Raw genomic sequence first — 25,521 nt, forward strand, 5'->3', positions numbered from 1 at the left:
GAATGATACATAGCCCCCTTGCCAAAGGATACGCTATACTGGAACGTATCTTTGACAAGGGGGCTTAATTTATAATTATGGCAGCTACAGAACCAATTAGAGACAAGAAACAGCTAAAGGCTCTGGCCGACTACTTCCTGAAACGCGGCCAGCTTCGGAACTATACGCTCATCGTTATAGGAACGAGCACGGCGCTCCGCATCAGCGATCTGCTCCGGCTCAGATGGTCGGACGTGTATGACGAGTTACATAGCACCTTTCGCACCCACATCACCATCATTGAGAAGAAAACCAAGAAGACCAAAACCATCGCCCTAAACAAACAGGTTCTCCAAGCGCTGCGCCTGTATTTTCCGCACAGGCGTGGCGATTTTATTTTTGTGAGCAACCGCAAGGAGGGCAAGGCCATCAGCCGGGTACAAGCGTGGCGGATCATCCATGCGGCAGTAATGGCGGTGGGTGTAGAGGGCAAAATCTCCTGTCACAGCCTGAGAAAAACATGGGGTTACCACGCTTGGACGAGTAAGGAAATCTCGCCGGTAGTTATCATGCATATCTACAACCACAGCAATTATGAGGTAACGAGGCGATACTTAGGTGTGGCGCAGGACGATCTGGATCGGGCGTATCTGAGGATGGAATTGTTCTAGCGAGAGAACTGCAACCTTGTCCCTGTGGCCTGTGGAAAACTCGCTCATGTTTATAAAGTCAATTCTACCCAAAAAGCAAAAATTGTGCTACGATAGTAGTGTCTTGCTAATATAATTCACGCTTTTATGCGATGTTCGTAAAACGGCACCGCATAAACACAGGAGCATTGCTTTAGTGTGAATTTGGCAAGACACCCATGCGGTGTCGTTTTTATCATAGCACCGCAGCACTAAGAAATAGGAGGTAGCGGTGTTAAGGATACACGGAAATAAGTTCAGCCAAAGTAAGCTCAGCCGGATGTCGTGGCCAGGGTTGGCAGGTACAATCAGCTGCTGTGCTCTGGCTTTTGCAATTGGCCTAATGTTGTTTCCATCGTTGCCACAACACACCTCTGCCTATGATTATGACCCTGACCCAGGTCCCGGGGGAGTTGTGTCCGGCACGGGCGCTTCTGTTGGCATTAGTCTACCGACTTCCATTGATTTTGCCGACGTTTTGCCCACTCCCTCTGGCGCTACCACTACCGCTACTGCCAACCTTACTATCACCACGTCTGACAGCGCTGGCTACAGCCTCTACCTTTACTCTTCTGATGGCGATAACAGCCTCAGACCCAAAATCTCTTCTCTTGCCAACATCTCCACTATTAACGCTACCGCAGGAGATGTTGGCCTAACCCTCAGTAGCCTCAAGCCTAACACTTGGGGCTACAACCTAGGAACAGAAGCACCAACTGACGCTACGACCTATACTGCCGTCCCTACCGACAAATCCACCCCCATCCAAACCAAGGACACTTCCGCCACCAACTCTGCCAACGATACCTACACGCTTTCCTTCGGCGCAAAAGTAGATAGCACCATCGCCTCCGGTGCCTATTCCAACGCCCTCACCGTGGCAGTGGTAGCGGAACCAAGAGCTATTATCTACATCCAAGACCTTACCCTTGCCGACTGCCAGTCACGCGCCTCCGATGCCGACTTCACCGTCACAGACCGGCGGGACGATAATGACTACACTGTCCGTTACATCAATGGCGCTTGCTGGATGACGCAGAATCTAAGGCTCTCCGGCGGGCAAACGCTGACTTCGGCTGATTCCAACGTCGCTAGTAGCTGGTCTTTTCCAAGCACCCCACTGGCAAACAGTAGCTATTCTTACACTGAACCGCAAGTGACAATTAGTAGTAATACGTCCTATGGAGGTTACTATAACTTCTGTGCTGCATCCGCCGGAACTAACTGCCAATCTTCCAGCAATTTCAATACCACTTATGACATCTGCCCGAGGGGCTGGAGATTACCGACCAATGGTGAGATGAGCAGCGTTACTAGCTATACCTCCGCTTTCTCACCTGTCTATAGTGGGCGCTACTACAATGGCTCGATCTACGATACCGGCTCCTATGGCATCTGGTGGTCGGCTACCGCGAGCAGTAGCAGTAACCAGCACCGTCTGAACTACTACAGTGGTAGCTTGGGTGCCAGCAACATCGACAAGTACTACGGATTGTCGGTGCGCTGTATCCGCTCCAATCCCGGCACGCTCACCATTAACTTCAACGGTAACGGCTCTACTGGCGGCAGCACCGCTTCCCAGCAAATCGCGGCAGGGAACACCGCCTCCCTGAGCGCCAATGGCTTCACCCGCACCGGGTATGCGTTCACGGGCTGGAACACCGCAGCAGACGGCTCCGGTACTAGTTACGCCGATGGTGCCGACTACACCGTAACTCCTGCGACTGGTGATGCTACGATTACGCTCTATGCGCAGTGGGGGCCAAGCATCCAAGACTTCACAAACGCACAGTGCCAATCTCTAGCAAGCAATGGTAACTATACCGTCTACGACATTCGCGACGGCAGTGATTATACCGTCCGCTACATCAACGGCGCTTGCTGGATGACGCAGAATTTGCGACTCTCGGGTAGTCGTACCCTCACTCCGTCAGATTCCGACGTTGACAGCAACTGGACCTTCCCCAACAACAGCTTAACTTCTGGTGATAGCTACACTGAGGCTCGCTATGCTATCAGCGATGACTCTCAACACGCTACTGAGTATGGTGGCTACTACAACTACTGCGCAGCATCGGCTGGGTCAGTCTGCGAGCGGACCAAGATGGACGCCACCCAATCCATCTGTCCCAAAGGCTGGAAACTACCAACCGGCGGCTCCGATAGTCAGCAGAGTGGCATTGCTGGAACCAGTTATGTGGACGCTTTCTCGCCTGTCTATAGTGGCTACTACCGCGATGGCTCGCTCTACAGTCCCGGCTCCAGCGGCTACTGGTGGTCGGCTACCGCGCACAATAGTTTCAACCAGTACTACCTGTACTACAATGGTAGTAGCTTGGATACCAGCGGCGACTACAACAGGAACAATGGGTACTCGGTGCGGTGTATCCGCTCTAGCTAGTAACTTGTATGGCTCTCCTGACCTCCACGGAGAGCGTGTGCCGCGACCTGGGGGGCGGGGGCAGGAAAAAATTAAGAGCAACGCCCAAAAGCGTTGCTCTTAGCCGAGGCCAATATTGAGAGATCTCACCTCTCTGCTTCCATTTGTTCCCGCAGCATCTGGAGGGCTCGGTTTTTCCTTTGATGCACCCCGTTTTGTGACATTCCTACGATGGAAGCTGCCTGACGCTCTGTATAATCACAGAAGAAAATCAGCCAGATGATCTCCCGGCTGAGTTCGTCCAAAGTCTGGAATGCAGAGCAGAGGGCCTGTATTTCCAGCCGTTCCTCTACATCTCTTTCTAGGGAATATCCACTGGCAAGCGGGACTCCGGTGTCCGTGAGGGCTTCTAGTGACACTGGCTTGCCGGAGCAGCTTTTACCGCAGACACTGCACTTCCCTTGGCAGCGCACACCACGAGCATCCCGGCAGCGTTCTTCCCGGCGCTCCCGGTGTTCCTGCGCCCAAAGCATCCGCAGATACTCACGCATAATCTGTGGATTGGTTTCATCTATCATGGCCTTCGTAATAATGAGGTCTTCTTCATCCAGATGGACAATATAACTGCCATCCGGCCTTTTCCGGTTTCTGTACATATTCGGCTCCTTTCGCGGGATCCGCGAGGAGCCGTCAAATGATCCGTAAAACAGAACTGACGGCGGCACAGGACACTGGACTTTATCCAATGTTCCCGTGCTGCCGTCAGAGCGGTCTCGCGGATCGGTTGTTTAGTTGGTTTGGTTAATGGGCGGCATCACCACCTTCGGCTGCTGTGGTTTTGGTGTGGATCAGATACTAACAGGTCTTATTTCTCATCACCCCCTTTGCAGCGGATCGGGCCAGCCGCTTATGCGGCCTGCTCAGGATGGATGATCTCAATCTCTCCGTTTGGCAGGACGCGGATAATGGTCACCTCCCCCTTATGCACGATCTCGAACTCCCTGTCCTTCTGGTTGTACTTGGCGAGCAAATGCTGCTCGGCGCTGCGGATGTCGATGATGCTGGTATTGTCCATGCGGTGTTCCTCCTTCATGTTTTTTGAGCACTTCCTTGGCTCGATTCCAGCATATCACATAGCTATTGCGCCTGTTCAAAAAGGAAGAAAAAGGACTTGAGCGGAATATAACGGAAAACTCCGGAAAGCCTTTTTGGTACGTTCAAGGCTTGACAAAGCTGTGTGTAAAGGCCATATCATTGACAAAAATGTAATTGTATGCTATTATTAAATAGATAGGTTAGCAATAACTAACCCGCTGGCACATTAACGGCTTAGAGCATTGATGCCTCAGATTATCGCCGATTTCGCCTTTCTTCGCAGAAGAAGCGCGATGGAGCGATAATCACGAATCAAAGATTTGGAGGTATCAATATGCGTGTAGAACATTATTGTCATGAACTGCCAGAGTTCGGCATTACGGTTTATGGAGGTCTTGCCGCCCTGGGCTCCGTTTCAACAGAGGAACTGGACGACCGCATGGCTAATTGGCGTCCAGCGCTGATGTCTTGTGATGAACTGGTGGGTTCACTCGGTTGGTTGGATTATGCCCCCATCCGGATGACCCATTCCCCTCGTAACAATCAGTTAGAACCCTATCCCGATCTGAGCAGGCTGTTGCCCTATATCCGTCCCGTTGAGGAGCGCCTCGATGCTGATGACCCCGTACAGTCTGATTTTACCCTGCATCATCAGGAAATCTTTCTCGGTGAACGCCCAGACTGGAAACTGGTGGGATTCCAGGTTTACCCGGAGGCTATATTCCTACTCTACAATCTGACAAATGGTGCGGAATGGTATACCAAACAATGGCTTGTCATCGACAACGATCCAGTACTCATGCCCGAACTGCACCTCACTTTCCGCCTCCAGAAAACCGCACAGGGAATTGAGCCGGTCTACCACGTTCACACCATGTCCATAGACGACAGAATGGTGACAGTAGTTCGGGAACAGCGCGGATCGACCCAGCGCGACATGGTCATCTACAAGGTAAAAGGCAAAACTTTTGCCGACGTTACGGAATACGTTGATCTCTAAGCCCAATTGGAAACGGTCACGCCAAGCGTGGCCGTTTTTCTATGTGAATATTCAGGAGTAGAAACTTCAAATCCGTGGCTGTTCATGTTATAATTATGTCAGTTTCTGAAGGGGGTGAACCCGCTGAGTGAGAACAAAACGCTGAGTGCAACTTCACTTAATGGCGCTATTGGCGCTTGCCGACTTAACATTGATGCCGTTGACGAACTAATGCAGCTACTGGAAGGCTGTGATTGGCGGACTTATATTAAGATGAATTTGCCGGATGGGAAACAGGTACATCTTGACGGCGATCAGATTACGGTTCTCCGGAAAGCGTATTTCATTACACTTTTACAACAATATGGCCCTTCCGATGAAGACCGCGACCTGTTATTAGCTGCGGCGGGTTTGCTGGCTGGTTATGAGAGTATTGACTCCACAGAAACCGACAAGAGCAGTAAAATCACGCCTCGCTTGACAAAGTATAAAGAGGAGACTCAATATGCAAAATCGATTGGGACATTGAGTAAGAATGAGCGGAACAAGCTTGATAAGTTTAGCAACGCGCTTTATACAAAACGACAAACTGGGACAATTAATCTTTGGAATGATGTCCTGCATTATTTAGGTGTGGAAGGTTTTGAAAGCATCCCTAAAAACATCACACTTCCTACCCCAAGCTACCTAAATAGAACTCTGGCATCGCAGCCGGATCCTGCTTCCAACCAAGAACCAGAACAGGCAGAAAGTACCGGCACGGTGTCAGAACAAGAACCAGAGCAGACAGAAAGCACCGACACGGTGTCAGAGACAGAACAAGAAACAGAACAGGCGGAAACTGTCAGCGCTAAAGCAGCCGCAGATCAAAATACGGCCACCCCTGCTCCCGATCCGGACTCTCACTCCCAGTCAGGTACACAGCCGCAGCCCGATCCGGCACCGCAACCGCAGCCTGCTTCCATCCCTAACACAGTTACAGAAAATGCGGTTCAGCAGAATGCATTTTTAGTGCGAGCCTTGGGTGTGGTCAGTATTATTGCTGTAGCCTGCCTTGCTTTTGTGCTTATTTGGCAGAGCCTATCCCAACGGGCAGCATACAGCTCCCTGTCGGACACCATGACCCTGCCGGAGATTGAGTCCATCAGCTTTGCAGAGCTTGACGAGCCTCCCACACTGGCTCCGGGAGAAAGCGTGGTTCTGGAGCTGGAAATTGAGCCCAAGGTCTATCTCCCGGAAGATCTGGACTATAACAGCGATAAGGTCTGGGCCGCTTACACGAACAAGAATGAAGTTATAGCCAATCCCGAGCTGGCTTCTACCGTTGACGAAGTGGTCGCCATTACTGCTCAAAAAGGCCCCGTTGAGGATACGATCAATGTCTTGGTGCGGGGAACGGACGCAGCAGGATCAGGCGGCATAGGAAACGGAGCAAATGGGCCGGACAGTTCCATGGAAGGGGGCGAATGAGATGGCCAAAAAACAATCTGCTTTTATATTGACGGTCATGCTCGCCTTTGCCCTGCTCATGCCCATGCCAGCCTATGCTTGGGGTGACAACATCGGCGACAGAGACACCTACTCGCTCCAAGAGGTCAATGAAGGCGCTCTCGGCGACACCATTACCTTCAACTCAATTTCCTTCCAAGATTCCGATTACACTTGGTACAAAGAGGCCACAGGCGATGACCTGCCCTCCGGCATCATCACCGAGGAAGTCAACTTCGTGGGCGCTCGCATTGTAGGAGAAAATCAGGGGGCGCAGAATGTCTGGAACGGCAATGAGATTGAGGCGGTAGATGGCGGGTTTTATTACATCCGGCTTTATGCCCACAACAATAATCCGGGCGGTTATGACGCTGTTGCTGATGACACGAAGGTTGCTTTCAATATCCCGCAGGAATCCGCTGCCAGCATCCGGGTCAACGGTTATCTTACTTCTTCCAATGCCTATCCTTCTGAGTATGTAGACTATGTGGATTTCGTAGCGGAGCAGCCGTTCCATCTGGAGTACGTCTATGGCTCCGCCCTGTTAGAGAATAACGGAATCGGAGCAGACGGCGGCATCCAGCTGAGTGACGATATTGCAGCATCAGAATCCGGCGGTGTGCTTATCGGTTATGACGAGCTCGACGGCAGGGTACCGGGCTGCTATCAGTATGCCAACTACATCACGATCATGGTCAAAGTTGTCTATGACGGCCAGTTTACCGTAGATCAGCAGGTTCGCCTCAAAGACAGCGAGGATGGAGCTTGGCAGGACTCAGTCGAAGCCAAGATTGGCGACGAGGTCGAGTTCAAGATCACCTACACCAACACCAGTGCGCCAGATATCGAACAGCACCCAGTGCTGCGCGATGTGCTGCCTGCCAACCTAGAGTATGTGCCGGGAACCACCATGATCTATAATGCCACGTATCCCAACGGCGCAACGCTTGATGACGGCCAGCTCACCTCAGAAGGCGGCGTCAAGCTCGGTTATTACAGCGGCCAGTCAAACGTGATCGTGGTGTTTACCGCCAAGGTGGTGGACGAGGATCTCGCTTGGGGCTCCAACACGCTGGTAAACTGGGGCCGCGCTTCTGTAGGGGAAACACTGCAGCAAGACGCCGCCAGCGTGATTGTCCAAAACAATACTCCCTTCCACATCCTAATCGTGATCTTTTTGGGCATCGCAATCCTGAGCGGCAGCGCGTTTATCATCCTGCGGATCAAGATCCATAAGAAAAAGCGTTATCTCTAATATCCCTCTATAAACACTTTTGGCACCTCTTCGGAGGTGCCTTTTTTTGTTGCCCGGAAATAATTTTATAGAAAATTGTCAGGATCAGGTGTCAAGCAGGCGGAATGTGTCTTTTTGGCGGTAGAGGGGCAAACAAACTACACTCTACCCCCTCAGAAAGGAGCACATTCCCATGAGCAGAAATTACATCAACCCCGGGGAACCCTACACCGCCGAAGTGGTGGAGATGGTTCCCACCGCCCCGAGGTACAGCCTCCGGGCGCAGCGGCAGGCCGTCCAGCTGATGGAGGACGCCTACCTCGCCTGTGGCCGTGACCGCTGTTCCGCCGTCCTGCACCGCTGTGCGCTGGAGAATCTCGGCTCACTGTCGGTCACAGCAGAGAAGCTGGCCCAGCTTACCCCAGAGGCATCGGAAGAATACTGGCGGATCGTCAGGTCTTATGCCGATCAGGCCATCCGGCACCTAGAAAGCTGGTGATCCCGATGATAATCGTAATTCTCATCCTCTCGGTCATTCTGGCGGTGGTGCTTCTGGCTGCGGCAGTCGTGTCCTTTATGGAGTACCGCAGCCGGAGCCGCCCGAGGGACGCCTGCAGCCTGCTGGACAAGCAGCTGCGGCTGGAGGAGCAGGCACTGGACGCCCAGCGCGAGATGCTTCGCACCTACTATGGTCAGCAAAAATCCCGCAAATAGCCGATTTTACGCCACAAAACGGACTTTTTTACAAGATTTTTTCGGCGTGTTCGTTTGACAAAACGGCCATCGCCTCTATCTGTAAACGGCCACAAGAAGTGTCCTATCGGTCAATTTAAGGGCATTTTTGGCCTCAGAAAACCCCTTGACGGTTTGTCAATGTGTGGTGTAATCGGAGTATAAAGCAACTAATTTTTACAAGAAAGGACGCCATGGAATATGGATAAATTACAAAATAACAAATATAAGACTATCCTCGCCGACCCGCCTTGGGATATCAACCAGAAGGGCAAGCGCGGAGCCGCACGTCACTATCCGCTCATGACCTTAGACCAGATTAAGGCTATGCCGGTTAAAGACCTCAGCGAGGAGAACGCCCACCTGTACCTGTGGATTCCTAATGGGCTCTTGCAGGAGGGCTTGGACGTGATCAAGGCGTGGGGGTTTACCTACCGCAGTATGCTGACCTGGACCAAGTCAAGGCTCGGGCTTGGAAATTTCATCCGCAATTCATCTGAGACAATTTTGTTCGCCACCCGTGGACGCGCACCTGTCAAGTTCCACGGACAGGGCAGCTGGTTGTTCGCTCCCGTGCAGGAGCACTCCCACAAACCGGAGGAGCAGTTCGCCATCATTGAGCGGCTCTCGGATGGGCCGTATCTGGAGCTGTTTGCCCGACGCCGTCAGCCCGGCTGGGACGTATGGGGCAACGAGATCGACAGCGACCTCGTCATCCCCGGCTACCCGGTGCCGCGCTACAGCGACAAGGTAAGGCCAAAGGAGGGAGCGTGATGCGGTATGGAGCCAAGACGCAGTTTGCTTATCAGACTGCTGGAGGCCGCCGTTATTATCGCCCTCAGCGGTTTCCTCATCAAGCTGGGCATCGGCTTCCTCGCCGACGTCTGGGTCGGACTGGTGATCGTCGCAGCAGCTATCTGCCTCGGGGTCGCCGGATACCGCCTCTATAAGTTCTGGCGGGACACCCGTCCATAAGCAGCTACAATCAACCATTAAGTATAAGCAGTTTAACAACCACAAAGAAAGGATTCGTATGAGCAGACCATATGACACGCTTGCCTGGCAAGCCGTCGATTGGCAGCGCCCATTTACAGTCGAGGAGGTGTGGGAGATGCTCTCCCACACCTCCACCCTCAAACGCCGTTCCCCCATCATCTGGGAGGCACGGGGCAGGAATGGCCAGATCCGCTACCAGATCGGCGCATACAGCCAGTCTATAGGAAGCATTACGGATGCCATCCGTGCTCACGGAGACATCCGCACCCACGCTATACCGGCCTCCAGCCGTAAGAAGGTGGACGTCGTGCAGACCATAAAAGTGTCGCACCCGGTATTGTCCCTTAACACCTCTGTCACCATGTCGGCCATCCGGGCGGCGCTGGCGGCTATGTCAGCAACGCATGGCGAGGAAGAAACCGTCGTCCAAGTGATCTTGGGCCGAGCGTTTCCGCCCGCCAGCGTGCCGCAGGAGTTCCCTAACCCCGAGGCCAAGTGGTACAATGCCGTCCTTGGCAACATCCGCCCCGCAACGCCGGAGCACCGTAAGTCCGCCAAGGAGAAGGCAGAACAGCATCAGTTTAACGTCGTCATCCGTCTCGGGGCGTCCGGCAAGGATGCGGAGTACCATGTAAACTCCATCCTGTCGGCGCTCCAGACCTTAGAAGCCGCTGGAGTCAAAATCCGGGCTGAAGCAGAACCCGCCGATAGGCTCAACAATGTACACCTACCAAAGCATATCTTGCTGCGCCTATCCGTTAAGGAGCTTGGCAGTTTTCTGCTTCTTCCCGCAGGAGAGGAACCTCTCCCCGGAACCCCGGAACTGCACCCGCGAGAGCTGCCGCCGCCCAAGTGGTATTACCACCCGGTTGGACGGGCAGGCAGCCGCAGCTTCGGCGTGAGCCTTGATCCCATAAGTCCGCAGGAGCTGGTGATCTCCCCGGGGGACAGCCGTTTGCACACCTGCCTCCTGGGCCCCAGTGGCAGCGGCAAGAGTACCGCGATGGAAAAACTCATCCTTGCAGACATCAGGGCCGGGCGCAGTGTCCTAGTTATAGACCCAAAGGCCGATCTTGTCAACAGCATCCTCGCCCGTGTCCCGGAGGAACGGGTGGACGATGTGGTGGTGATCGACCCATCGGACTCCTGTCCGGTAGGCTTCAACCCGCTAGCCTTTCCCGGCTACGAGAACCCGCCCCTGATCGCCGATGCTGTCCTCAGTGTCCTCAAGGAGCTCTGGGCAGACAACTGGGGCGTCAGGATCCAAGACGTACTCTCCGCCGCACTGTTGACTTTGGTAGAGGTGGACGGAGCGTCACTACTGTGGCTCCCGGCCTTCCTCACCGATGAGCAGTTCCGGCAGCGGATCACAAAGAACATCAGGGACAAGGTGGCCTTGAAGCCCTTCTGGGATAACTTCGACGCTCTTAATGATTTTTCCCGCCAGCAGCAGATTGAGCCGGTGCTGAACAAACTCCGCCAGTTCACCCTGCGTCCGGGACTCCGCAATGTACTGGGACAGGCCAAACCGAAGTTCTCCCTTACCGACCTGTTCTACCAGCGGAAGATCGTCTTAGTGCCGCTCAACAAAGGCATCATCGGCGGCGAGTGCGCCCGTCTCCTTGGCTCCCTGATCGTCGGCCTGACTTGGACGCTGGCGCTCTCCCGCGCCAAGCTGCCCCCGGAGAAACGGCACATGGTAGCGGTCTATATCGACGAGTTACAGGACTATCTGTCCCTGCCCACCGACCTCTCCGACGCTTTGGCACAGGCCAGAGGGCTGGGGCTGTCCCTCACGCTGGCCCACCAATACCGCGACCAGCTGCCAGCCAACATCCGGGCCGGGATCGATGCCAACGCTCTCAACAAGATTGTGTTTGGCCTTAACGCCACCGATGCCAAGGCCATGGCAGCCATGGCTCCCGAGCTCACCGCTGAGGACTTTATGCGACTGCCCCGCTACCAAGTCTATGCCTCTCTCCAAGCTGGCGGACGAGCTACCGGCTGGATCCGGGGCAAGACCCTGCCGCCGGAGAAGGCCATCCGAATGCCAGCGGAACTGAAGGCAGTAAGTCAGAAGCGGTTTGGGAAGCCCGCCGCCGAGGTGGAGCAGGAGTATCTGAGCGTTGTCAGCAACGTATCTGCGGCACCGCCAGAGGCACCGGACGCCCCCATCGGAAGGAGGAAGCGATGCTAGGTAATCCGTCAGAACGCAACCTCAAACAGACCATAAACTGCGGAGAAAATCCAATGCACACCCCAGTAGATAACCATGACCGGACAGAAGACCCGGTGACCAATCGGGTGACTCGCCGCCAAACGAACACCTCCGAGCAAAGGCCGGGAGCAGCGCCCTTTATCACGCTTATGGGAAGCGACTCTATGGATACTTCCATAGAACATAACCAGAATGCGCCCGGCGCGGAAGCCTCACGGCGCAGATATTCCCGCAGACAACTAGAGGATCTTCTGCCCTCGCTGAAGGAGCGCGACCTCCAGATCCTTGCCGCCATCCGCCAGTGCCGGTTCTTCACCAGCCAGCAGGTCTGTCGGCTAATCTTCTTAGGTGAGAAACCCTCTACCGCCAACACCCGTGCCATAAACCGTAACCTGAAGAAGCTTAGAGAGCTCGGTCTCATCGCCGTAGTGGAGCACAGCCGGGGCGGCGTCAAGGGTGGTTCCAGCACCATCGTGTGGTATCTCACCGAGGCGGGAGAACGGCTACTAAGGCTTGCCGACCATGACAAATCCGAGCGCCGATCTAGGGTGGTTGACCCCTCCAAGCGGTTCATCCGGCACACCCTTGCGGTGGCGGAGTGCTCCATGCAGATCCGGGAGATCTGTGCGCGGCACGACGGCCTCACGCTGGAGGCGCTGGAACTGGAGCCCGCCTGCTGGCGGCCATACACCCACATTGGTAAAGTGGTGTCTTTGAAGCCAGACCTCTATGCCCAGACCCTCTGCGGTGAATATGAGGATCGGTGGTTTATAGAGGTGGATCTCGCCACCGAGTCCATCTCCGCCATCATCGACCAGTGCCGCCGCTACCATGAGTATTACCGCTCGGGGTTAGAACAGGAGGAGTTTGGGGTATTCCCCCTCACGGTGTGGATCGTCCCCAGCAACGCCCGCCGGGATGCCCTAAAAGAGGCGATCCGCAAGACCTTCGATAAGCTCGCCCCGCTCTTTGCGGTGATCACGCCGGAGGAACTGGAGCCGCTGCTTACACAGGAGCTTAACCGGGATGCGCTATGCTGACACAATCGTAATACGAACCCAATAGCAAACAATCTGCGGCTGGCGGGTGGTGGTCATCACTGCCGCCAGCCGGGCTCACCAACCAATATGCCCCGTAAGGGGCACCACGACAATACCAACTCTAACCAAGAAAGGAGGAAAATCTACCCCTGCGGCAGATGCCGCACCGTCCGGTCAGGCCCGGAAGCACATTAGGAACAATCACAAACCATGAGGCCGCGATGTACGGAGTTTTCTGCGTACATCGCAGAGCCTGTACAAAGGGCCTCCCATCACACAGGAGGTGACGAGAAAATGGTAAAACACAGTTTGACCCGCAAACGGCTGCGCCGCTGCTTGGAAACGCGAAGGGGGTGCCGCTCATGAAACACCCAGTAACCCCATTCGCTAGACAGGGCAATCCCGCGATTGACCGTAACGATCCCACGGCGGCGGTGACTGCCATTGAGCTCCGGTTTCCCGACAGCTTTAGCGATAGAGCATGGCGGGTGATCCGGTACATGGAGGGCGCTATGTTCCTCTATGCCTACAAGGGCAAGTTCGTCGCAACTGACGAATCGCTGGAGCTCACCGAGTACGGCGACGGCTCCCCAGAGAAGCCTTTTGGCGCACCGCGCTGGACAGGTAGCTCTCTGGACGAGCTGGAGCACTGGCTGGAACAGATCGCAGACGAATACGATGCGGCGGCTACTATCATCCCCGGCTGGGAAAAAGAACAGCCCGCCGAGCGTATCCCTGCCGATCCCCAACCCACTGACAAGGAGGAGTTTGTTATGACCGAGAAAATCCGGGAGCAGATTTTGGCGATCCGCAACAGCGGGGAGACCAATATGCTGGACACCCGCACGGTACAGTACATCGCTAATCGCAAAGGCTACTACGAGCTGGTCATCTATCTGGAGGAACACCGGAAGGAATACTGGAACTTCATTATGACCGGCTCCGAGCACTGAGGTAGCAGCAATGACAGACCACACAATTGCAGTACGCTCCACAGACGGCATCTGGCTGCATGGCCGGGTAGACGATTACCCCTTTTGGGCGAAAGTATGCGACGAAGCCTCTGGCTTCGGTATCGACTGTGGTAGGGTGATCAAGTTGCACATCATCAGCAAGCGGACTTCCCGAGAAATCGCCGCTTATGAGCGTGGTTGGGATAAACGCCCACAAGGCGCTCATAAAGGGCTGACTGAGGCAGTAATTCGCTTCTGTGAGTCCTTGCCGGTGCAGGAGGTCTGGAAGAACACGTTTCTATCCGAACGCCGCTTCCTCATAACCGAGGATGACGTGCTTGAGTACGAATAATAGCACATGACAAGAAATGGAGGTTAAAGAACATGACTATCAGTTTTAACGTGACGGGGAAAGAGCGCAAGGCACTGGTGCAGGCACTCTCTGAGATCACCTTCTCTGAGGCCGTCTATGCCGGAGCTCCGAGCTTTGACTACCAAGTGGGTGACTACACCATCGATAAAAACGGTGTTCTGTCTTACCCCGATACGCTGTCCAAGGAAGCAGTTGCCTTAGTGGTTGAGAAACTGAGCGAGCGCGGCTTTGCCCCGGCGGACGAGGTTGAGGCGGAGACTCCCGAGAAGGATGCCCCCGCCCAAACCCCGGCAGAAATGCCCGACGTGGCAGCGGAGGCCGCACCCGCCGACCAACCCGAGGCGGAGGCCATGGAGGCCGCAGACGGCGCGGAGACGCCCGACACGGCGAAAGAACCCAAGGAAGCTCCCGCTGACCCCGACGAAGCAGCTGCCCCGGAAGAATCCGAGGACGCCAGCGACTCCAATACTGGTCACAAGTTCGCTGTCAGCATTCCGCGCAGCACCCTCACGGATGATGCGCTGGAGCGCCTGAAGCTGATCATCGCCAACAAAGAAGTGCTGTTTAGGCGCGCTGTGCTGGCCGACGCTCTGCCGGTTGAGGTTACGGAGGAAGAGATCGCTTTCCCGTGGTTTACCCTCACCGGGGTGGACGGCGAGGCCGCAGCTTACACGCAGTTTATCACGGCTCTCTGCCAGATGGCCCGTGAGCAGACCCGCGTTCTGGACAAGCCCTATGATGGCGACAATGACCGCTTTGCGATGCGTATCTTTATGGTGCGCCTCGGCATGAAGGGCGCTCAGTATGCGCCGGCCAGAAAGCTGATGCTGAACCATCTCACCGGCAACAGCGGCTGGCGCTACGGCGCACCGCCGAAGAAGGAGGCTGTACCTACTGCATCGGAACCTGCTCCTGCTTCCTCTCCCGAGGAGCCGGACGGTGCCGCTGGTGCAGAGGACACCGTTGCCGGAAACTCTGAGGAGGCCAGCAATGAAGTGGTTTGAGGTTACGCTGATTAAGCGGACATCCACTACTGTGGAGCTTGCGGCGAACTCTGCCGAAGAAGCGCAGTATGAGGCCATCTACCGCCTGATGCGGGGGAAGATCGAGCTGGACGGCGGAAGGGACTTTGACGATATTGAGACCACCGCCGTGGAAATCGAAGCTCCCAGCAGTATCCCTATCTATTGGGAGGATCTCACTCCGCAAAAGCAAGCTGAGATCTTTGCCGCGTTCGGCGGTAACTGCAACTACGACGCATTTCCCATTGCGGAGATCCCGCTCGCGGAAGAAACGGAGGAAAATGCATGAGAAGCAATTTCCCCAGCCGTGAGATCGTAGAGCAGCTGCGCCGGACATATCCCGCAGGTACGCGAGTAGAGCTCATCTCCATGCACGATCCCTACACCACGCTAAAACCCGGTGACCGGGGGACAGTTGTGATGGTGGACAGTATTGGTACAGTGTTTGCCGATTGGGACTGCGGTTCCGGCCTTGGCGTTGCCTATGGCGAAGACCGCATCCGTAAAATCTGAGTGGGCGCACATTACAGGATCCCCGGCTCGTTTCGGGCCGGGGATTTTCTAAAGGAGACACAAAAATGCAGAGTAAATACCTAAGTGAGAAAAAACTCATAGCTGCGGTCTATTGCCGGGTGGCAACAGACGCACAGGCCAACAAGAATACTAACGATATTGCCAAGGATTGGAGGAAAACCATGACTGCAAAACAATTAGAACAGATCGCCGCCTTGCGGCGAGAAAACTACCCCTACAGCTTTATTGGCCGGGAACTGGGGCTTTCCCCCAATACCGTGAAGTCTATCTGTAGGCGCAAAGGGCTGGAGGCCGCTGGCTCCCGGAAGACGAAGGACGAGAAGCAGAACGCACCCCTCTGCCGGTATTGCCATAAACCGCTGCGGGGGACAGTGCGGCGGGGAGCACTGTTTTGCTCGGATTACTGCCGGACAAAATGGCGCCGAGAGCACCGGGAGATTATCGAGATCAAGCCTTGACTCTTCCGGGAAACAGAGTGATGAATACTATCAGGAGGTAAGAACCATGCGTATTGAAGAAATACCGGCCAAGCCGAAGGAACAGAAGATTATCCGTGTAGCAGCCTATGCCCGCGTCTCATCGGATAAGGACGCCGCCTTCCACTCGCTGGAGGCGCAGACAGAATACTACCGCGATTATGTTGCGGCCCACCCGGAGTGGGAGCTGGTTTCTATCTACTCGGATAACGGGATCTCCGGCACAACAATCAACCGCCCGGAGTTCCAGCGGATGCTGCAAGACTGCCGGGAGGGCAAAATCGACCTTGTCATCACCAAATCGGTGACCCGCTTTGCCCGGAATACTGTGATCCTGCTGGAAACGATCCGCGAGCTCAAGAAGCTGGGCATAGACTGTTACTTTGAGAAAGAGGATATGCACAGCATCAGCCCAGATGGAGAGCTGCTCTTGACCCTGCTTGCCATGTATGCCGAAGAGGAAGCCCGCTCCGCCAGTGAGAACCAGAAGTGGCGCATCCGAAAAAGGTTCGAAAACGGAGAACCGTGGGTGGGAAAAATGCTCGGCTACAGGCTGGATAACGGGAAACTGGTTGTCATACCAGAAGAGGCGGAGATTGTACGTCAAATCTTTATGGATTACTTGTCTGGAATGGGCCTTTACCGTATTGCTAAAAAGCTGATATTGCAAAAGGTTCAGCCGGATAACGGTAATGCCTGGAGTGGCACATCCATCCGCCGTATCCTTACCAACGAAAAGTATACCGGCAACCTACTGCTCCAAAAGACCTTTGTCCCGGATTTTCGCACAAAAGTCAGCAAGATTAACCATGGTGAGGTTCGCAAATACTATGTCGAGAACAGCCACGAAGCCATTATCGATCAGGAGACCTTTGATGCAGTTCAGGCTGAACTGCTGGCAAGAGCCACCTCACGGAAAAGAAACGGCGCAGAAGTTATTCCGCCATACCATCTGTTTCACGGGCTGATCCTCTGCGGCTACTGTGGGCGGTTATACGGGTACCATCGCACCAATGTCAAAAAGTACGATAAAGCTGTCTGGACGTGCCCAAGTTTTTATATCATGGGCAAAGACGTCTGTCCCTCACAGAAAATCCCCGAAGATATCCTGATTACAAAAACCAAAGAGGTATTGGCTGTGGACGAGTTGAACCGGGACGTTCTATTGGATCAAGTTCAGCAAATTATCGTTCCCGCCAATCATCACCTACAGTACATTCTGAAAGACGGAAGAACCGTTGATGTGGAGTGGAGGCACCGATCTCGCAGCGAAAGCTGGACGAGAGAGATGCGCGAAGTCGCCCGGCAAAGGGCTTTGGAACGACACCGAAAGGAGGACAAATGAGCACAGAACGCAGAGTAACAATTATTGAGCCGATACGACAGAAAACAGGCTCAGCCACAACGGGAGCCGCTGAAAAGCTGCGGGTTGCCGCCTATGCCCGTGTCTCCACGGAGCAGGACGAGCAGCAATCCAGCTATGAAGCACAGGTGGACTTCTATACTCACTACATTCAGAGCAACCCTAATTGGGAGTTTGTGTCTGTGTTTGCTGATGAAGGTATCACCGGCACGAATACCAAAAAACGTGATGGCTTTAACCTGATGATCCAGAATGCCATGAACGGAGAAATAGATTTGATCCTTACTAAGTCTATTTCCCGCTTTGCCCGGAATACGGTGGACACACTGCAAACGGTTCGCAACTTGAAGGCCGCTGGCGTAGAGGTGATCTTTGAGAAAGAGAACCTGCATACCTTTGATCCTAAGTGTGAGATGATGCTCACCATCATGAGCTCGCTCGCCCAAGAGGAAAGCCGCTCCATCAGCGAAAATGTCCGCTGGGGCAAGCAGAAGAGTATGCGGGACGGGAAGGTCACGCTGGCTTACTCCCACTTCCTTGGCTACAAAAAGGGCAAGGACGGCAGGCCGGAGATCGTGGAGGAAGAGGCTGTGATCATCCGACAGATCTACGACCTTTTCCTGTCCGGCAAGACTATCAACGAGATCGCCGCGACCCTGACAAAAATGAGAGTTCCAACGCCTACTGGTAGGGCCAAATGGAGCGTCAGTACCGTCAAGAGTATTCTCAGCAACGAGAAATACAAGGGTGAGGCTTTACTCCAAAAGACCTATACCGTAGATTATCTCACCAAGGAGGTGAGAAAGAACAACGGAGAGGTGATGTCTGTCCGTGTGCATAATTCCCATGACCCGATCATAGAGCCGGAGGTGTTTGACCGGGTGCAGGAGATGCTGGCGGAATACACCAAACGCCGTGCCAAGGTGCGTACCAAGCACCCTTTTGCCGGAAAGCTTATCTGCGGGGATTGCGGTGAGTTCTACGGCCACAAGGTCTGGCGGTTACGCAGTACCGGCGAGCACTACGACGTTTGGTACTGTAACCACAAATACGACGGCGACAAGGTTTGCGATTCCCCAAGGCTCCGGGAAACTGAGGTCAAGGAGGCGTTTGGGAAAATGCTGCAAAAGTGCGGCGATCCGAACCCCGTCTATACTGACAAACGGTGGGGCGAGCTTGTGGAGTCCGTCACGGTTTACAAGGGCAACCACCTGACCTTTACCTTAACGAGTGGCGAGATCGCAGAGATCATCCTCTAAGGCCACTAGTACATTATAGCTAACGCCGTAGGGCAACCTGCGGCGCTTTTCTGTCCTGAACATTATCCGTGTCAGTGTGCATTTTGGTTTCCGCGCCATTTGCAGCAGATTTGCTAGACGCATGCATAATTTTTCCGCTCTGCTTTATAAGTCTATGGACGTAAATCCCCAAGACGCGTCATCTTGTTACAAATTGAATTTTCCCTGTTGTATGGTATAATTTATATAAGTCACCCGTTGCGGCTAGAACGGAGGTACAGCATGAAAATACAGTCCATAGATATTCAGAACTTTAGAAAACTATTACAATGCCATATCGATTTCAGCGAAAAGACTACTTTATTTGTAGGTGCAAATAACAGCGGTAAAACATCCGCTATGGACGCGCTGGGGAAATTCCTTGCCGGCCGCGATTTTGCCTTTAATGACATTACTATTTCTAAACGTGTAGATATCAACAAGATTGGTGAGGAATGGGTTCAAGAAAACTGTACTGAACCTACAGACTTGCTGGAATGGGGGTCACTTGTCCCCCAGATGGATATTTGGCTAAATGTTTCTAACAGTGAGATACATTATGTAGCCGGGATAATTCCAACACTCAAATGGCGCAGTGGGAAATTGGGTGTACGTCTGGCATTCTTTCCAAAGAACATCGCCAAGTTGTTTACAGATTACAGGGAAGTCTATTTTGCGGCACGCAAAACGGAAAAAACAAAAGGAAAGACGGATATTAACCTGTACCCCAAGGATTTATGTGAGTTTATTGACCGCAATCTGAATACATATTTCTCAATAAAAGCGTTCGTTCTTGACCCTGCCAAATCCAATGCAGATGCCTTACAAGCTACACCTTTCGAAATGGAGTGTTTTACAGACAACCCACTGAGAGGAATTGTTAAGATAGATATGATCGACGCTCAGCGAGGCTTTGCGGATCCGGATAGCCCAGACAGCAATGATCGAGCTAAAAGGCAATTATCAGATCAAATGCGTAGCTATTACGAAAAACATCTCGATCCAGAAAAGTCTCCATCGCCCGAAGACTTAGAAATATTAAAAGCTACTGAAGATGCTAAAAAGGTTTTTGATGAAAATCTCGCAATTAAATTCGCACCCGCAATTCGAGAGCTAGAAGGTCTTGGATATCCCGGAGTAGCGAATCCTAAGCTTACAATTGTAACGAAAATGACCACAGGTGAAGCGCTCAAACATGACTCTACTGTCCAGTATGCGCTGAGCAAGAACGACGATACGCTAAAGCTGCCGGAAAAATATAATGGATTAGGGTATCAAAATTTAATCTCTATGGTCTTTGATCTTATGCGCTTTAGGGATGACTGGATGCGTGAAGGCAAAGCTAAACTAACGCAAGAGAGCGATAATTTTGCTATAGAGCCTCTGCATTTAGTTTTAATTGAAGAACCGGAGGCACATCTTCATGTGCAAGTACAACAAGTATTTATTCGCAAAGCGTATGATGTATTAACAAATCATAAATCCATCAAGGAGAACGGGCATTTTGATACTCAATTAGTGATTAGCACCCACTCCAGTCATATTGCCCGAGAAACTAATTTTGCTGATCTACGCTACTTTAAGCGGCTATCAGAGGGAGCGGAAGGAGATATTGCGACTTCAAAAGTAATCAATCTTTCTGAAGTGTTTGGCAAAGGCGATGAAACCGATAAATTCGTCACTCGCTATTTGCAGACAACCCACTGCGATTTATTCTTTGCTGATGCTGCCATTCTTGTGGAGGGATCGGCGGAAAGTATGTTGTTGCCGCATTTTATTCGAAATAAGTATCCGGAACTGTACCAAAAATACATATCGATATTAAGCATAAATGGACGGCACTCACACCGCCTTAGTCCGCTAATTGAAAAGCTATGCTTGCCTACGCTTGTTATTGCAGACCTTGATACTGCAGAAAAAGAGGGGCATCATAAAGCTGTTTGTCCAGAACGCAAAAAAGGTCTTATTAGCAGTAACTATACTATTACGGGCTGGATCATTGGGGAAAAAGATCTAGACAAGCTGCTGGATATTCCAGCTGATCAGAAGGAAATTGTAAAACAAGGTGTATGCAAGTATTCTATCCGTATTGCATATCAGACGCCAGTGAAGATTGATTATAATGGTGCCGAGGTAGAGGCTCTCGCAAGTACATTTGAAGATTGTCTCGTCTATACTAATTTGCAGCTCTTTGAAAATATATCTGTCGATGATACAGGTAGTCTGATAAAAAACGTGAGCGATAAAATTAAGTCGGCAAGTTCTTTTGAAGAATTTCATCAAGGAGTATATGATGTGCTCCGAAATGGGAGATCCGATCAGAAAGCTGAGTTTGCATTAGATTTGATTTATGCTGTTGATCCCAGTGAGCTTTCAGTTCCAGTTTATATCGACGAAGGATTAGCGTGGCTGCAAGATTGTTTAACGCCCGAGGAGTAACGCAATGTTAGATTCTACATTAATGAAAAATGAATCCATAGACGACCATGTCGATGATCATGTTGATCAGGAGATCCAAGCTTGCTTTTCTAAAGAAAATCCGAAATGCTTCTTTGTATTTGCTGGTGCTGGCTCTGGCAAAACTAGAAGTTTAATCAGCATTCTTACTTTTCTTGATAAAGAACGCGGTGAAAGCCTCATGATGAATGGCAAACAAATTGCGGTTATCACCTACACCAATGCGGCATGCGATGAAATATCCAGACGACTGCATTACAAACCCATATTTTCTGTATCCACAATACATAGTTTCCTGTGGGAACTGGTTAAAACCTACCAAACAGATATCAAAGAGTGGGTTAGGCAGTCTATTGAAGAAGAAATTAGTAAGCTTGAGAAAAAACAGGCTAAGGGGCGTGGCGGTAAGACAGGTGAAAAAAGAGCTGAAGATATTAAGCGAAAGAAAGAACGCCTAGAGAAAATCGAAAAGGTAAAGAAATTTTCTTACAATCCTAACGGCGATAATGTTGGTTATGACTCGCTTAGCCATAACGAAGTTATCAAAATGAGTACGGATTTTATTATGAGAGAGCCAACAATGCAGAATATTTTAGTAACAAAATATCCGATACTGCTCATTGATGAAAGTCAGGATACAAAGAAAGAGCTAATTGATGCCCTACTTGATGTCTGCAAGAAACATACGGGAAAGTTTATAGTTGGTATGTTTGGCGATACCATGCAAAGAATTTATACTGACGGGAAAGAAAACCTTGCGAATTGCATCCCTGATGATTGGGTTAAACCGACGAAAGTCATGAACCACCGAAGCGCTACGCGCATAGTAGATCTAGCAAATGCAATCAGAAGTACGGTTGATGGACAGAAGCAGAAAGCAAGATCAGACGCAGACATTGGAATGGTAAGACTGTTTATTGCTTCGTCTACTGCTGAACAAGATTCCATTGAGGAGAAGGTTGCTCAAACCATGGCCACAGATACTGGGGATGACGGCTGGAAGGATAAAACGGCATATAAGAGCTTGATTCTTGAGCACCACATGGCCGCAAGCAGATTTGGCTTTTCCAATTTGTATATGCCGCTAAACGATTCGAAAAAATTTGATACAGCATTGCGTAATGGATCTATTACAGAACTATCGATTTTGGCTAAAATAGTGTTGCCGTTGGTAAAAGCGTATCAGGAAAAGAATGACTTTGAGGTTGCGAAGATTGTTAGAAAACACTCCCCATTATTAAATAAAAAGACGCTTGTGGCCAAAGCAGATGACCAAGCTGAGATCCTGCAAAAGGCAGAAAATGCAGTCGAATCCTTAATGGAACTTTGGTCTGGCAATAAGATCCCATCATGTTTAGACGTCCTAAGATCGATTCGCGATACGGGTTTATTTGAAGTTAGTAGCCGGACAGAGGACATATTAGCAGAGCAATATGAAGGCGAAAGTCAAAAGGTAATTGCGCTAAGAAAAGCACTGTCAGCTTCGTTTAGCGAATTGGAAAGATATTCTTTATATGTTACTGATGGTACGACTTTTGCTACTCACCAGGGTGTTAAGGGGCTCGAATTCCCAAGAGTTATGGTCATTATGGATGATGCACAAGCTCGCGGTTTTCTGTTTAGTTATGAAAAACTATTTGGTGCTAAAGCAAAAACGGATACCGATTCCCAAAACGAGCGAGAGGGTAAAGATACAAGTATTACGAGAACAGCCCGTCTCTTTTACGTTGCCTGTACAAGGGCTCAGAATAGTTTAGCGGTTGTGGCCTATACAGAAAATGCCGATTCAGTCAAAAGCACAGCGTTGTCAAATAACTGGTTTTCTGAAGAAGAGATTATTGTCCTCTAGGATCATGAGAGAGAGGGATAGTATAAATTGATATAATTGTGATTATCCGAGTCAGTTCTAATTTATCCGTGTCGCTCTCAATGAAATTGGTCTAAACATATCAAAGTATGATATAATATAAAAGCGAGGCCAGCGATATCCATTGTTGACGTCCAAACACAGATTAAAGAACAAGCTTTAATACAAAAACAGCCTTCCAATTTGGAAGGCTGTTTTTGTATTTATGACTGAAAAGCTTGATCTTATGGGATTTCCGGGCTCTTTCTGTTTTTCGGGGGCTTGGATACATGGCTCGCCAGCGAGCCATTTGCCTTGGCGGTGTCTGTATGGACGCTGGACAGCTCGATTTTGAACACCTCTTCCAGCTCTATAATATCTGAAAACAAAGAAACGTTAAAATGTATCTACCGCCGGCCAATACCCTTTTCCTCGATGAGAACAATTTAGCGCAAGCCACAACACTCATTCATTTTCATTAATCTTAAATAGTGATTCGCTTCCCTTAGCACATGGTCTGCAAGCAACGGTGGAATGATGGATTTTATCCTACATGCCAGCAGTCCTTCGGTTGCTTTCGTCTTAAACGATCGGATTTCTTCTGTGGCATACAAACTGGTTTGTAAAATTTGCTCCTCGGCAGTATATATGCACTCATTCACTAACTTCTCAAATTTTTTTGCTGTTGCCTCGGCAGTTTTTTTGAGGTCTGCTTCTGTCGGATCTAACATCCCGTCAATAAATTCCGCATGTTCTGCCATAATCGTATTCCAAAAGTTCAGCTCGTCACATAAGGTTTCCTTTGGAGGCCGGTCGCTTAAAAGCCCTTTTAATATTCCCAAGTAATGTTCGGCTTCTCTGGTATCATGGTCTAACATTTGTGGATAAAGAGATATGAATATATTGCAGTTTGATGACTGAGATAACAAATACTTCTGAAACGAAATCGTTTCCTGCAGCAGATGGAGCGAGTTGTGATTTAGATTATCAACAGACGCTGATAAACATTGGTTATCATAATGCGGCGAGCTACATGTCAGGGTTTGTTCCCGCTTTGTTATCCCTGTGTCAATACTTGCCCCGGTAAGTCGCGAATTTACGTCTTCCGCCTTTAAGGTATAGGGGGTAACAAACTCATTTGATTGGATGGCGCTTTCAGATACAACTCCCCTTGCGCACGGTAGCGTTTCGTTAAGTAACTGTTCAAATCGTTTTTTCAATGTATTGGCTTTTTCTATGTACTTATGGGCAGCGGGTTGTAAATTTGTCTGCAAGAAAAAGAGATGTTCTTTCATGATCCTCTGAAAAAATAGATTTACTTCTACCGAAATTCTAATATGTTCATGGTCTGGCATAAGACTCCTCCTCCAAATATTTCTATGTGCAGTATATGTTAAGAGAAAGAAGAGTATACCCCCATCTCAGCCGATGAACAATTTCGTACAGCCTGTTCAAAACGGATTTTATCCTTGCCTAAGGTTTCTCTAGTTATATTTGTCTGCATTTTTTATCTTTATTCTTTTTGAAAATCTATTGGTCTTATGGAAAGTAAGCTTTTCTAAAGAGAGGAGGTCAGCTATGAAAAACCGATTGGAAGAGTTGTGAAAAGAACATGACATTATACAGGAAGATTTAGTAGACATACTTGAAGTTTCTCGCTAAACCATTGGCTCTTTAGAAAATGGTAGATATAATCCATCTATCTTAATTAGCATTCAAAATTGTGAAATTCTTATTCTAAATAGTTCATACTACTGTGAGTGCCCATTTTAATTTTATAGACTTTAAGAAAAATAGGGTGCTTGCAAGTATCTCGATTGAGCCATTTAACTTAGAACCTTTGAATAATTGACAAATATATGTATAGGAACTATACTGTTTAGTATATAAATATACTAAACAAAAGGAGATAATCAATGAGAGATTGTACAATAATATCGTGCTTAATGGAGCAAATCATATACAAATATATGCAAACAGAAACAATACAAAGAAATTATGGAACTAATATAATGATTACACAAGTAGAAATTCATACAATTGAAGCAATTGGTAATTGTAATGGCATTAGTATTACTGAACTTGCAGAAAATAGACACAAAACAAAAGGTGCCGTATCGCAATTGATTTATCGTTTGGTAAAAAAAGGGTTGGTGAAAAAAACAGTTTCCAAAACTTCTGACGCCCAAGTATCCTTATATTTAACTCCATTGGGTGAACAAGCCTATGAAGGTCACCGAAAATTGCATCAGCAACTAAATGATGAAATTTTTGTAGCATTACGAGAGATGCCGGACAGTACTTATAATGATTTATTTGTGGTGTTAAAAAAATTTGAACGGTTTCTTGATAAACAAATTGCTGAAAATAAATGATAGACGATTATACTG

General features: G+C 50.5%; 25 protein-coding genes and 1 pseudogene. 23 read left to right on the plus strand and 3 right to left on the minus strand.

Annotation, left to right across the window (positions count from 1 at the left end):
* The first annotated feature begins 77 nt into the window (after positions 1-77).
* Entirely contained in the window at positions 78-650 is a 573-nt protein-coding gene (locus B9Y59_RS04705) for a tyrosine-type recombinase/integrase (protein ID WP_085532071.1), read from the plus strand.
* Positions 651-900: 250 nt separating this feature from the next.
* The gene (locus tag B9Y59_RS15660) at positions 901-3,069 is read left to right on the plus strand and encodes an FISUMP domain-containing protein (protein WP_085532073.1); all 2,169 of its coding nucleotides are present in this window, start codon (positions 901-903) and stop codon (positions 3,067-3,069) included.
* Positions 3,070-3,194: 125 nt separating this feature from the next.
* On the opposite strand, the gene B9Y59_RS04715 is transcribed toward B9Y59_RS15660, so the two are convergent.
* Positions 3,195-3,704: an RNA polymerase sigma factor gene (locus B9Y59_RS04715; RefSeq protein WP_085532075.1), complete on the minus strand. Its 510-nt coding sequence runs from the start codon at positions 3,702-3,704 to the stop codon at positions 3,195-3,197.
* A 251-nt stretch (positions 3,705-3,955) separates the two neighbouring features.
* A complete protein-coding gene (locus B9Y59_RS15665; RefSeq protein ID WP_158088953.1) occupies positions 3,956-4,123 on the minus strand; it encodes a hypothetical protein in 168 nt (55 codons plus the stop codon).
* Positions 4,124-4,477: 354 nt separating this feature from the next.
* Here B9Y59_RS15665 and B9Y59_RS04720 point away from each other — a divergent pair, with 354 nt between their 5' ends.
* The 19 genes from B9Y59_RS04720 (at position 4,478) to B9Y59_RS04810 (ending at position 23,134) form a co-directional block, all read left to right on the plus strand.
* Entirely contained in the window at positions 4,478-5,143 is a 666-nt protein-coding gene (locus tag B9Y59_RS04720) for a hypothetical protein (RefSeq protein ID WP_085532077.1), read from the plus strand.
* A 210-nt stretch (positions 5,144-5,353) separates the two neighbouring features.
* Positions 5,354-6,592: a hypothetical protein gene (locus B9Y59_RS04725; RefSeq protein WP_143255240.1), complete on the plus strand. Its 1,239-nt coding sequence runs from the start codon at positions 5,354-5,356 to the stop codon at positions 6,590-6,592.
* Positions 6,558-7,865, plus strand: coding sequence for an isopeptide-forming domain-containing fimbrial protein (locus tag B9Y59_RS04730; RefSeq protein WP_085532082.1), 1,308 nt, complete (start codon positions 6,558-6,560; stop codon positions 7,863-7,865). The genes B9Y59_RS04725 and B9Y59_RS04730 overlap by 35 nt, the downstream gene beginning before the upstream one ends.
* 172 nt (positions 7,866-8,037) lie before the next feature.
* Positions 8,038-8,343: a hypothetical protein gene (locus B9Y59_RS04735; RefSeq protein ID WP_085532084.1), complete on the plus strand. Its 306-nt coding sequence runs from the start codon at positions 8,038-8,040 to the stop codon at positions 8,341-8,343.
* A gap of 5 nt (positions 8,344-8,348) precedes the next feature.
* Positions 8,349-8,558 (plus strand): hypothetical protein, encoded by a 210-nt coding sequence (locus B9Y59_RS04740; RefSeq protein ID WP_085532086.1) that lies wholly within the window; start codon positions 8,349-8,351, stop codon positions 8,556-8,558.
* A gap of 219 nt (positions 8,559-8,777) precedes the next feature.
* The gene (locus B9Y59_RS04745; RefSeq protein WP_085532088.1) at positions 8,778-9,350 is read left to right on the plus strand and encodes an MT-A70 family methyltransferase; all 573 of its coding nucleotides are present in this window, start codon (positions 8,778-8,780) and stop codon (positions 9,348-9,350) included.
* A 6-nt stretch (positions 9,351-9,356) separates the two neighbouring features.
* Positions 9,357-9,551, plus strand: a complete 195-nt coding sequence (locus tag B9Y59_RS04750; RefSeq protein WP_085532090.1) for a hypothetical protein — start codon at positions 9,357-9,359, stop codon at positions 9,549-9,551.
* Positions 9,552-9,609: 58 nt separating this feature from the next.
* The gene (locus B9Y59_RS04755; protein ID WP_085532092.1) at positions 9,610-11,769 is read left to right on the plus strand and encodes a type IV secretory system conjugative DNA transfer family protein; all 2,160 of its coding nucleotides are present in this window, start codon (positions 9,610-9,612) and stop codon (positions 11,767-11,769) included.
* Positions 11,770-11,954: 185 nt separating this feature from the next.
* A complete protein-coding gene (locus B9Y59_RS04760; protein WP_242967245.1) occupies positions 11,955-12,830 on the plus strand; it encodes a replication-relaxation family protein in 876 nt (291 codons plus the stop codon).
* Between the two features lie 362 nt (positions 12,831-13,192).
* Positions 13,193-13,783, plus strand: a complete 591-nt coding sequence (locus B9Y59_RS16560; protein ID WP_330395891.1) for a DUF5049 domain-containing protein — start codon at positions 13,193-13,195, stop codon at positions 13,781-13,783.
* A gap of 10 nt (positions 13,784-13,793) precedes the next feature.
* A complete protein-coding gene (locus B9Y59_RS04770; protein WP_085532094.1) occupies positions 13,794-14,135 on the plus strand; it encodes a DUF7678 domain-containing protein in 342 nt (113 codons plus the stop codon).
* A gap of 32 nt (positions 14,136-14,167) precedes the next feature.
* On the plus strand, positions 14,168-15,160 hold the full coding sequence (locus B9Y59_RS04775) for a hypothetical protein (RefSeq protein ID WP_085532096.1): 993 nt from the start codon (positions 14,168-14,170) through the stop codon (positions 15,158-15,160).
* Entirely contained in the window at positions 15,147-15,467 is a 321-nt protein-coding gene (locus tag B9Y59_RS04780; protein WP_085532098.1) for a hypothetical protein, read from the plus strand. The genes B9Y59_RS04775 and B9Y59_RS04780 overlap by 14 nt, the downstream gene beginning before the upstream one ends.
* Positions 15,464-15,691 carry a DUF4314 domain-containing protein gene (locus B9Y59_RS04785; protein WP_085532100.1) on the plus strand — a complete coding sequence of 76 codons (228 nt, stop codon included), beginning with the start codon at positions 15,464-15,466 and terminating at the stop codon, positions 15,689-15,691. The genes B9Y59_RS04780 and B9Y59_RS04785 overlap by 4 nt, the downstream gene beginning before the upstream one ends.
* 65 nt (positions 15,692-15,756) lie before the next feature.
* Positions 15,757-16,170 (plus strand): hypothetical protein, encoded by a 414-nt coding sequence (locus tag B9Y59_RS04790; protein WP_085532102.1) that lies wholly within the window; start codon positions 15,757-15,759, stop codon positions 16,168-16,170.
* A gap of 46 nt (positions 16,171-16,216) precedes the next feature.
* The gene (locus B9Y59_RS04795) at positions 16,217-17,533 is read left to right on the plus strand and encodes a recombinase family protein (protein ID WP_085532104.1); all 1,317 of its coding nucleotides are present in this window, start codon (positions 16,217-16,219) and stop codon (positions 17,531-17,533) included.
* Positions 17,530-18,810, plus strand: coding sequence for a recombinase family protein (locus B9Y59_RS04800; protein ID WP_085532106.1), 1,281 nt, complete (start codon positions 17,530-17,532; stop codon positions 18,808-18,810). The genes B9Y59_RS04795 and B9Y59_RS04800 overlap by 4 nt, the downstream gene beginning before the upstream one ends.
* Positions 18,811-19,071: 261 nt before the next feature.
* Positions 19,072-21,267 carry an AAA family ATPase gene (locus B9Y59_RS04805; RefSeq protein ID WP_085532108.1) on the plus strand — a complete coding sequence of 732 codons (2,196 nt, stop codon included), beginning with the start codon at positions 19,072-19,074 and terminating at the stop codon, positions 21,265-21,267.
* Positions 21,268-21,271: 4 nt separating this feature from the next.
* Positions 21,272-23,134: a UvrD-helicase domain-containing protein gene (locus B9Y59_RS04810; RefSeq protein ID WP_085532110.1), complete on the plus strand. Its 1,863-nt coding sequence runs from the start codon at positions 21,272-21,274 to the stop codon at positions 23,132-23,134.
* Positions 23,135-23,577: 443 nt separating this feature from the next.
* Here the strand turns inward: B9Y59_RS04810 and B9Y59_RS04815 are convergent, their stop codons facing one another.
* Positions 23,578-24,486: a DUF2935 domain-containing protein gene (locus B9Y59_RS04815; protein WP_054324110.1), complete on the minus strand. Its 909-nt coding sequence runs from the start codon at positions 24,484-24,486 to the stop codon at positions 23,578-23,580.
* A 262-nt stretch (positions 24,487-24,748) separates the two neighbouring features.
* Here B9Y59_RS04815 and B9Y59_RS16565 point away from each other — a divergent pair.
* Positions 24,749-24,872, plus strand: a pseudogene (locus tag B9Y59_RS16565) (helix-turn-helix transcriptional regulator).
* 175 nt (positions 24,873-25,047) lie between these two features.
* Positions 25,048-25,506 (plus strand): MarR family winged helix-turn-helix transcriptional regulator, encoded by a 459-nt coding sequence (locus B9Y59_RS04820; protein WP_085532112.1) that lies wholly within the window; start codon positions 25,048-25,050, stop codon positions 25,504-25,506.
* Positions 25,507-25,521 lie beyond the last annotated feature (15 nt).

Origin of the sequence: Anaeromassilibacillus sp. Marseille-P3371 (assembly GCF_900169665.1) — a bacterium.
Classification (GTDB): Bacteria; Bacillota; Clostridia; order Oscillospirales; family Acutalibacteraceae; genus Anaeromassilibacillus.

Excerpts from the sequence above, each read along its gene's own strand:
- B9Y59_RS04705 (WP_085532071.1), top strand. The coding sequence starts at position 78 with ATGGCAGCTACAGAACCAATTAGAGACAAGAAACAGCTAAAGGCTCTG.
- B9Y59_RS04715 (WP_085532075.1), bottom strand. The coding sequence starts at position 3,704 with ATGTACAGAAACCGGAAAAGGCCGGATGGCAGTTATATTGTCCATCTG.
- B9Y59_RS15665 (WP_158088953.1), bottom strand. The coding sequence starts at position 4,123 with ATGGACAATACCAGCATCATCGACATCCGCAGCGCCGAGCAGCATTTG.
- B9Y59_RS04720 (WP_085532077.1), top strand. The coding sequence starts at position 4,478 with ATGCGTGTAGAACATTATTGTCATGAACTGCCAGAGTTCGGCATTACG.
- B9Y59_RS04725 (WP_143255240.1), top strand. The coding sequence starts at position 5,354 with ATGCAGCTACTGGAAGGCTGTGATTGGCGGACTTATATTAAGATGAAT.
- B9Y59_RS04730 (WP_085532082.1), top strand. The coding sequence starts at position 6,558 with ATGGGCCGGACAGTTCCATGGAAGGGGGCGAATGAGATGGCCAAAAAA.
- B9Y59_RS04735 (WP_085532084.1), top strand. The coding sequence starts at position 8,038 with ATGAGCAGAAATTACATCAACCCCGGGGAACCCTACACCGCCGAAGTG.
- B9Y59_RS04740 (WP_085532086.1), top strand. The coding sequence starts at position 8,349 with ATGATAATCGTAATTCTCATCCTCTCGGTCATTCTGGCGGTGGTGCTT.
- B9Y59_RS04745 (WP_085532088.1), top strand. The coding sequence starts at position 8,778 with ATGGATAAATTACAAAATAACAAATATAAGACTATCCTCGCCGACCCG.
- B9Y59_RS04750 (WP_085532090.1), top strand. The coding sequence starts at position 9,357 with ATGGAGCCAAGACGCAGTTTGCTTATCAGACTGCTGGAGGCCGCCGTT.
- B9Y59_RS04755 (WP_085532092.1), top strand. The coding sequence starts at position 9,610 with ATGAGCAGACCATATGACACGCTTGCCTGGCAAGCCGTCGATTGGCAG.
- B9Y59_RS04760 (WP_242967245.1), top strand. The coding sequence starts at position 11,955 with ATGGATACTTCCATAGAACATAACCAGAATGCGCCCGGCGCGGAAGCC.
- B9Y59_RS16560 (WP_330395891.1), top strand. The coding sequence starts at position 13,193 with ATGAAACACCCAGTAACCCCATTCGCTAGACAGGGCAATCCCGCGATT.
- B9Y59_RS04770 (WP_085532094.1), top strand. The coding sequence starts at position 13,794 with ATGACAGACCACACAATTGCAGTACGCTCCACAGACGGCATCTGGCTG.
- B9Y59_RS04775 (WP_085532096.1), top strand. The coding sequence starts at position 14,168 with ATGACTATCAGTTTTAACGTGACGGGGAAAGAGCGCAAGGCACTGGTG.
- B9Y59_RS04780 (WP_085532098.1), top strand. The coding sequence starts at position 15,147 with ATGAAGTGGTTTGAGGTTACGCTGATTAAGCGGACATCCACTACTGTG.
- B9Y59_RS04785 (WP_085532100.1), top strand. The coding sequence starts at position 15,464 with ATGAGAAGCAATTTCCCCAGCCGTGAGATCGTAGAGCAGCTGCGCCGG.
- B9Y59_RS04790 (WP_085532102.1), top strand. The coding sequence starts at position 15,757 with ATGCAGAGTAAATACCTAAGTGAGAAAAAACTCATAGCTGCGGTCTAT.
- B9Y59_RS04795 (WP_085532104.1), top strand. The coding sequence starts at position 16,217 with ATGCGTATTGAAGAAATACCGGCCAAGCCGAAGGAACAGAAGATTATC.
- B9Y59_RS04800 (WP_085532106.1), top strand. The coding sequence starts at position 17,530 with ATGAGCACAGAACGCAGAGTAACAATTATTGAGCCGATACGACAGAAA.
- B9Y59_RS04805 (WP_085532108.1), top strand. The coding sequence starts at position 19,072 with ATGAAAATACAGTCCATAGATATTCAGAACTTTAGAAAACTATTACAA.
- B9Y59_RS04810 (WP_085532110.1), top strand. The coding sequence starts at position 21,272 with ATGTTAGATTCTACATTAATGAAAAATGAATCCATAGACGACCATGTC.
- B9Y59_RS04815 (WP_054324110.1), bottom strand. The coding sequence starts at position 24,486 with ATGCCAGACCATGAACATATTAGAATTTCGGTAGAAGTAAATCTATTT.
- B9Y59_RS04820 (WP_085532112.1), top strand. The coding sequence starts at position 25,048 with ATGAGAGATTGTACAATAATATCGTGCTTAATGGAGCAAATCATATAC.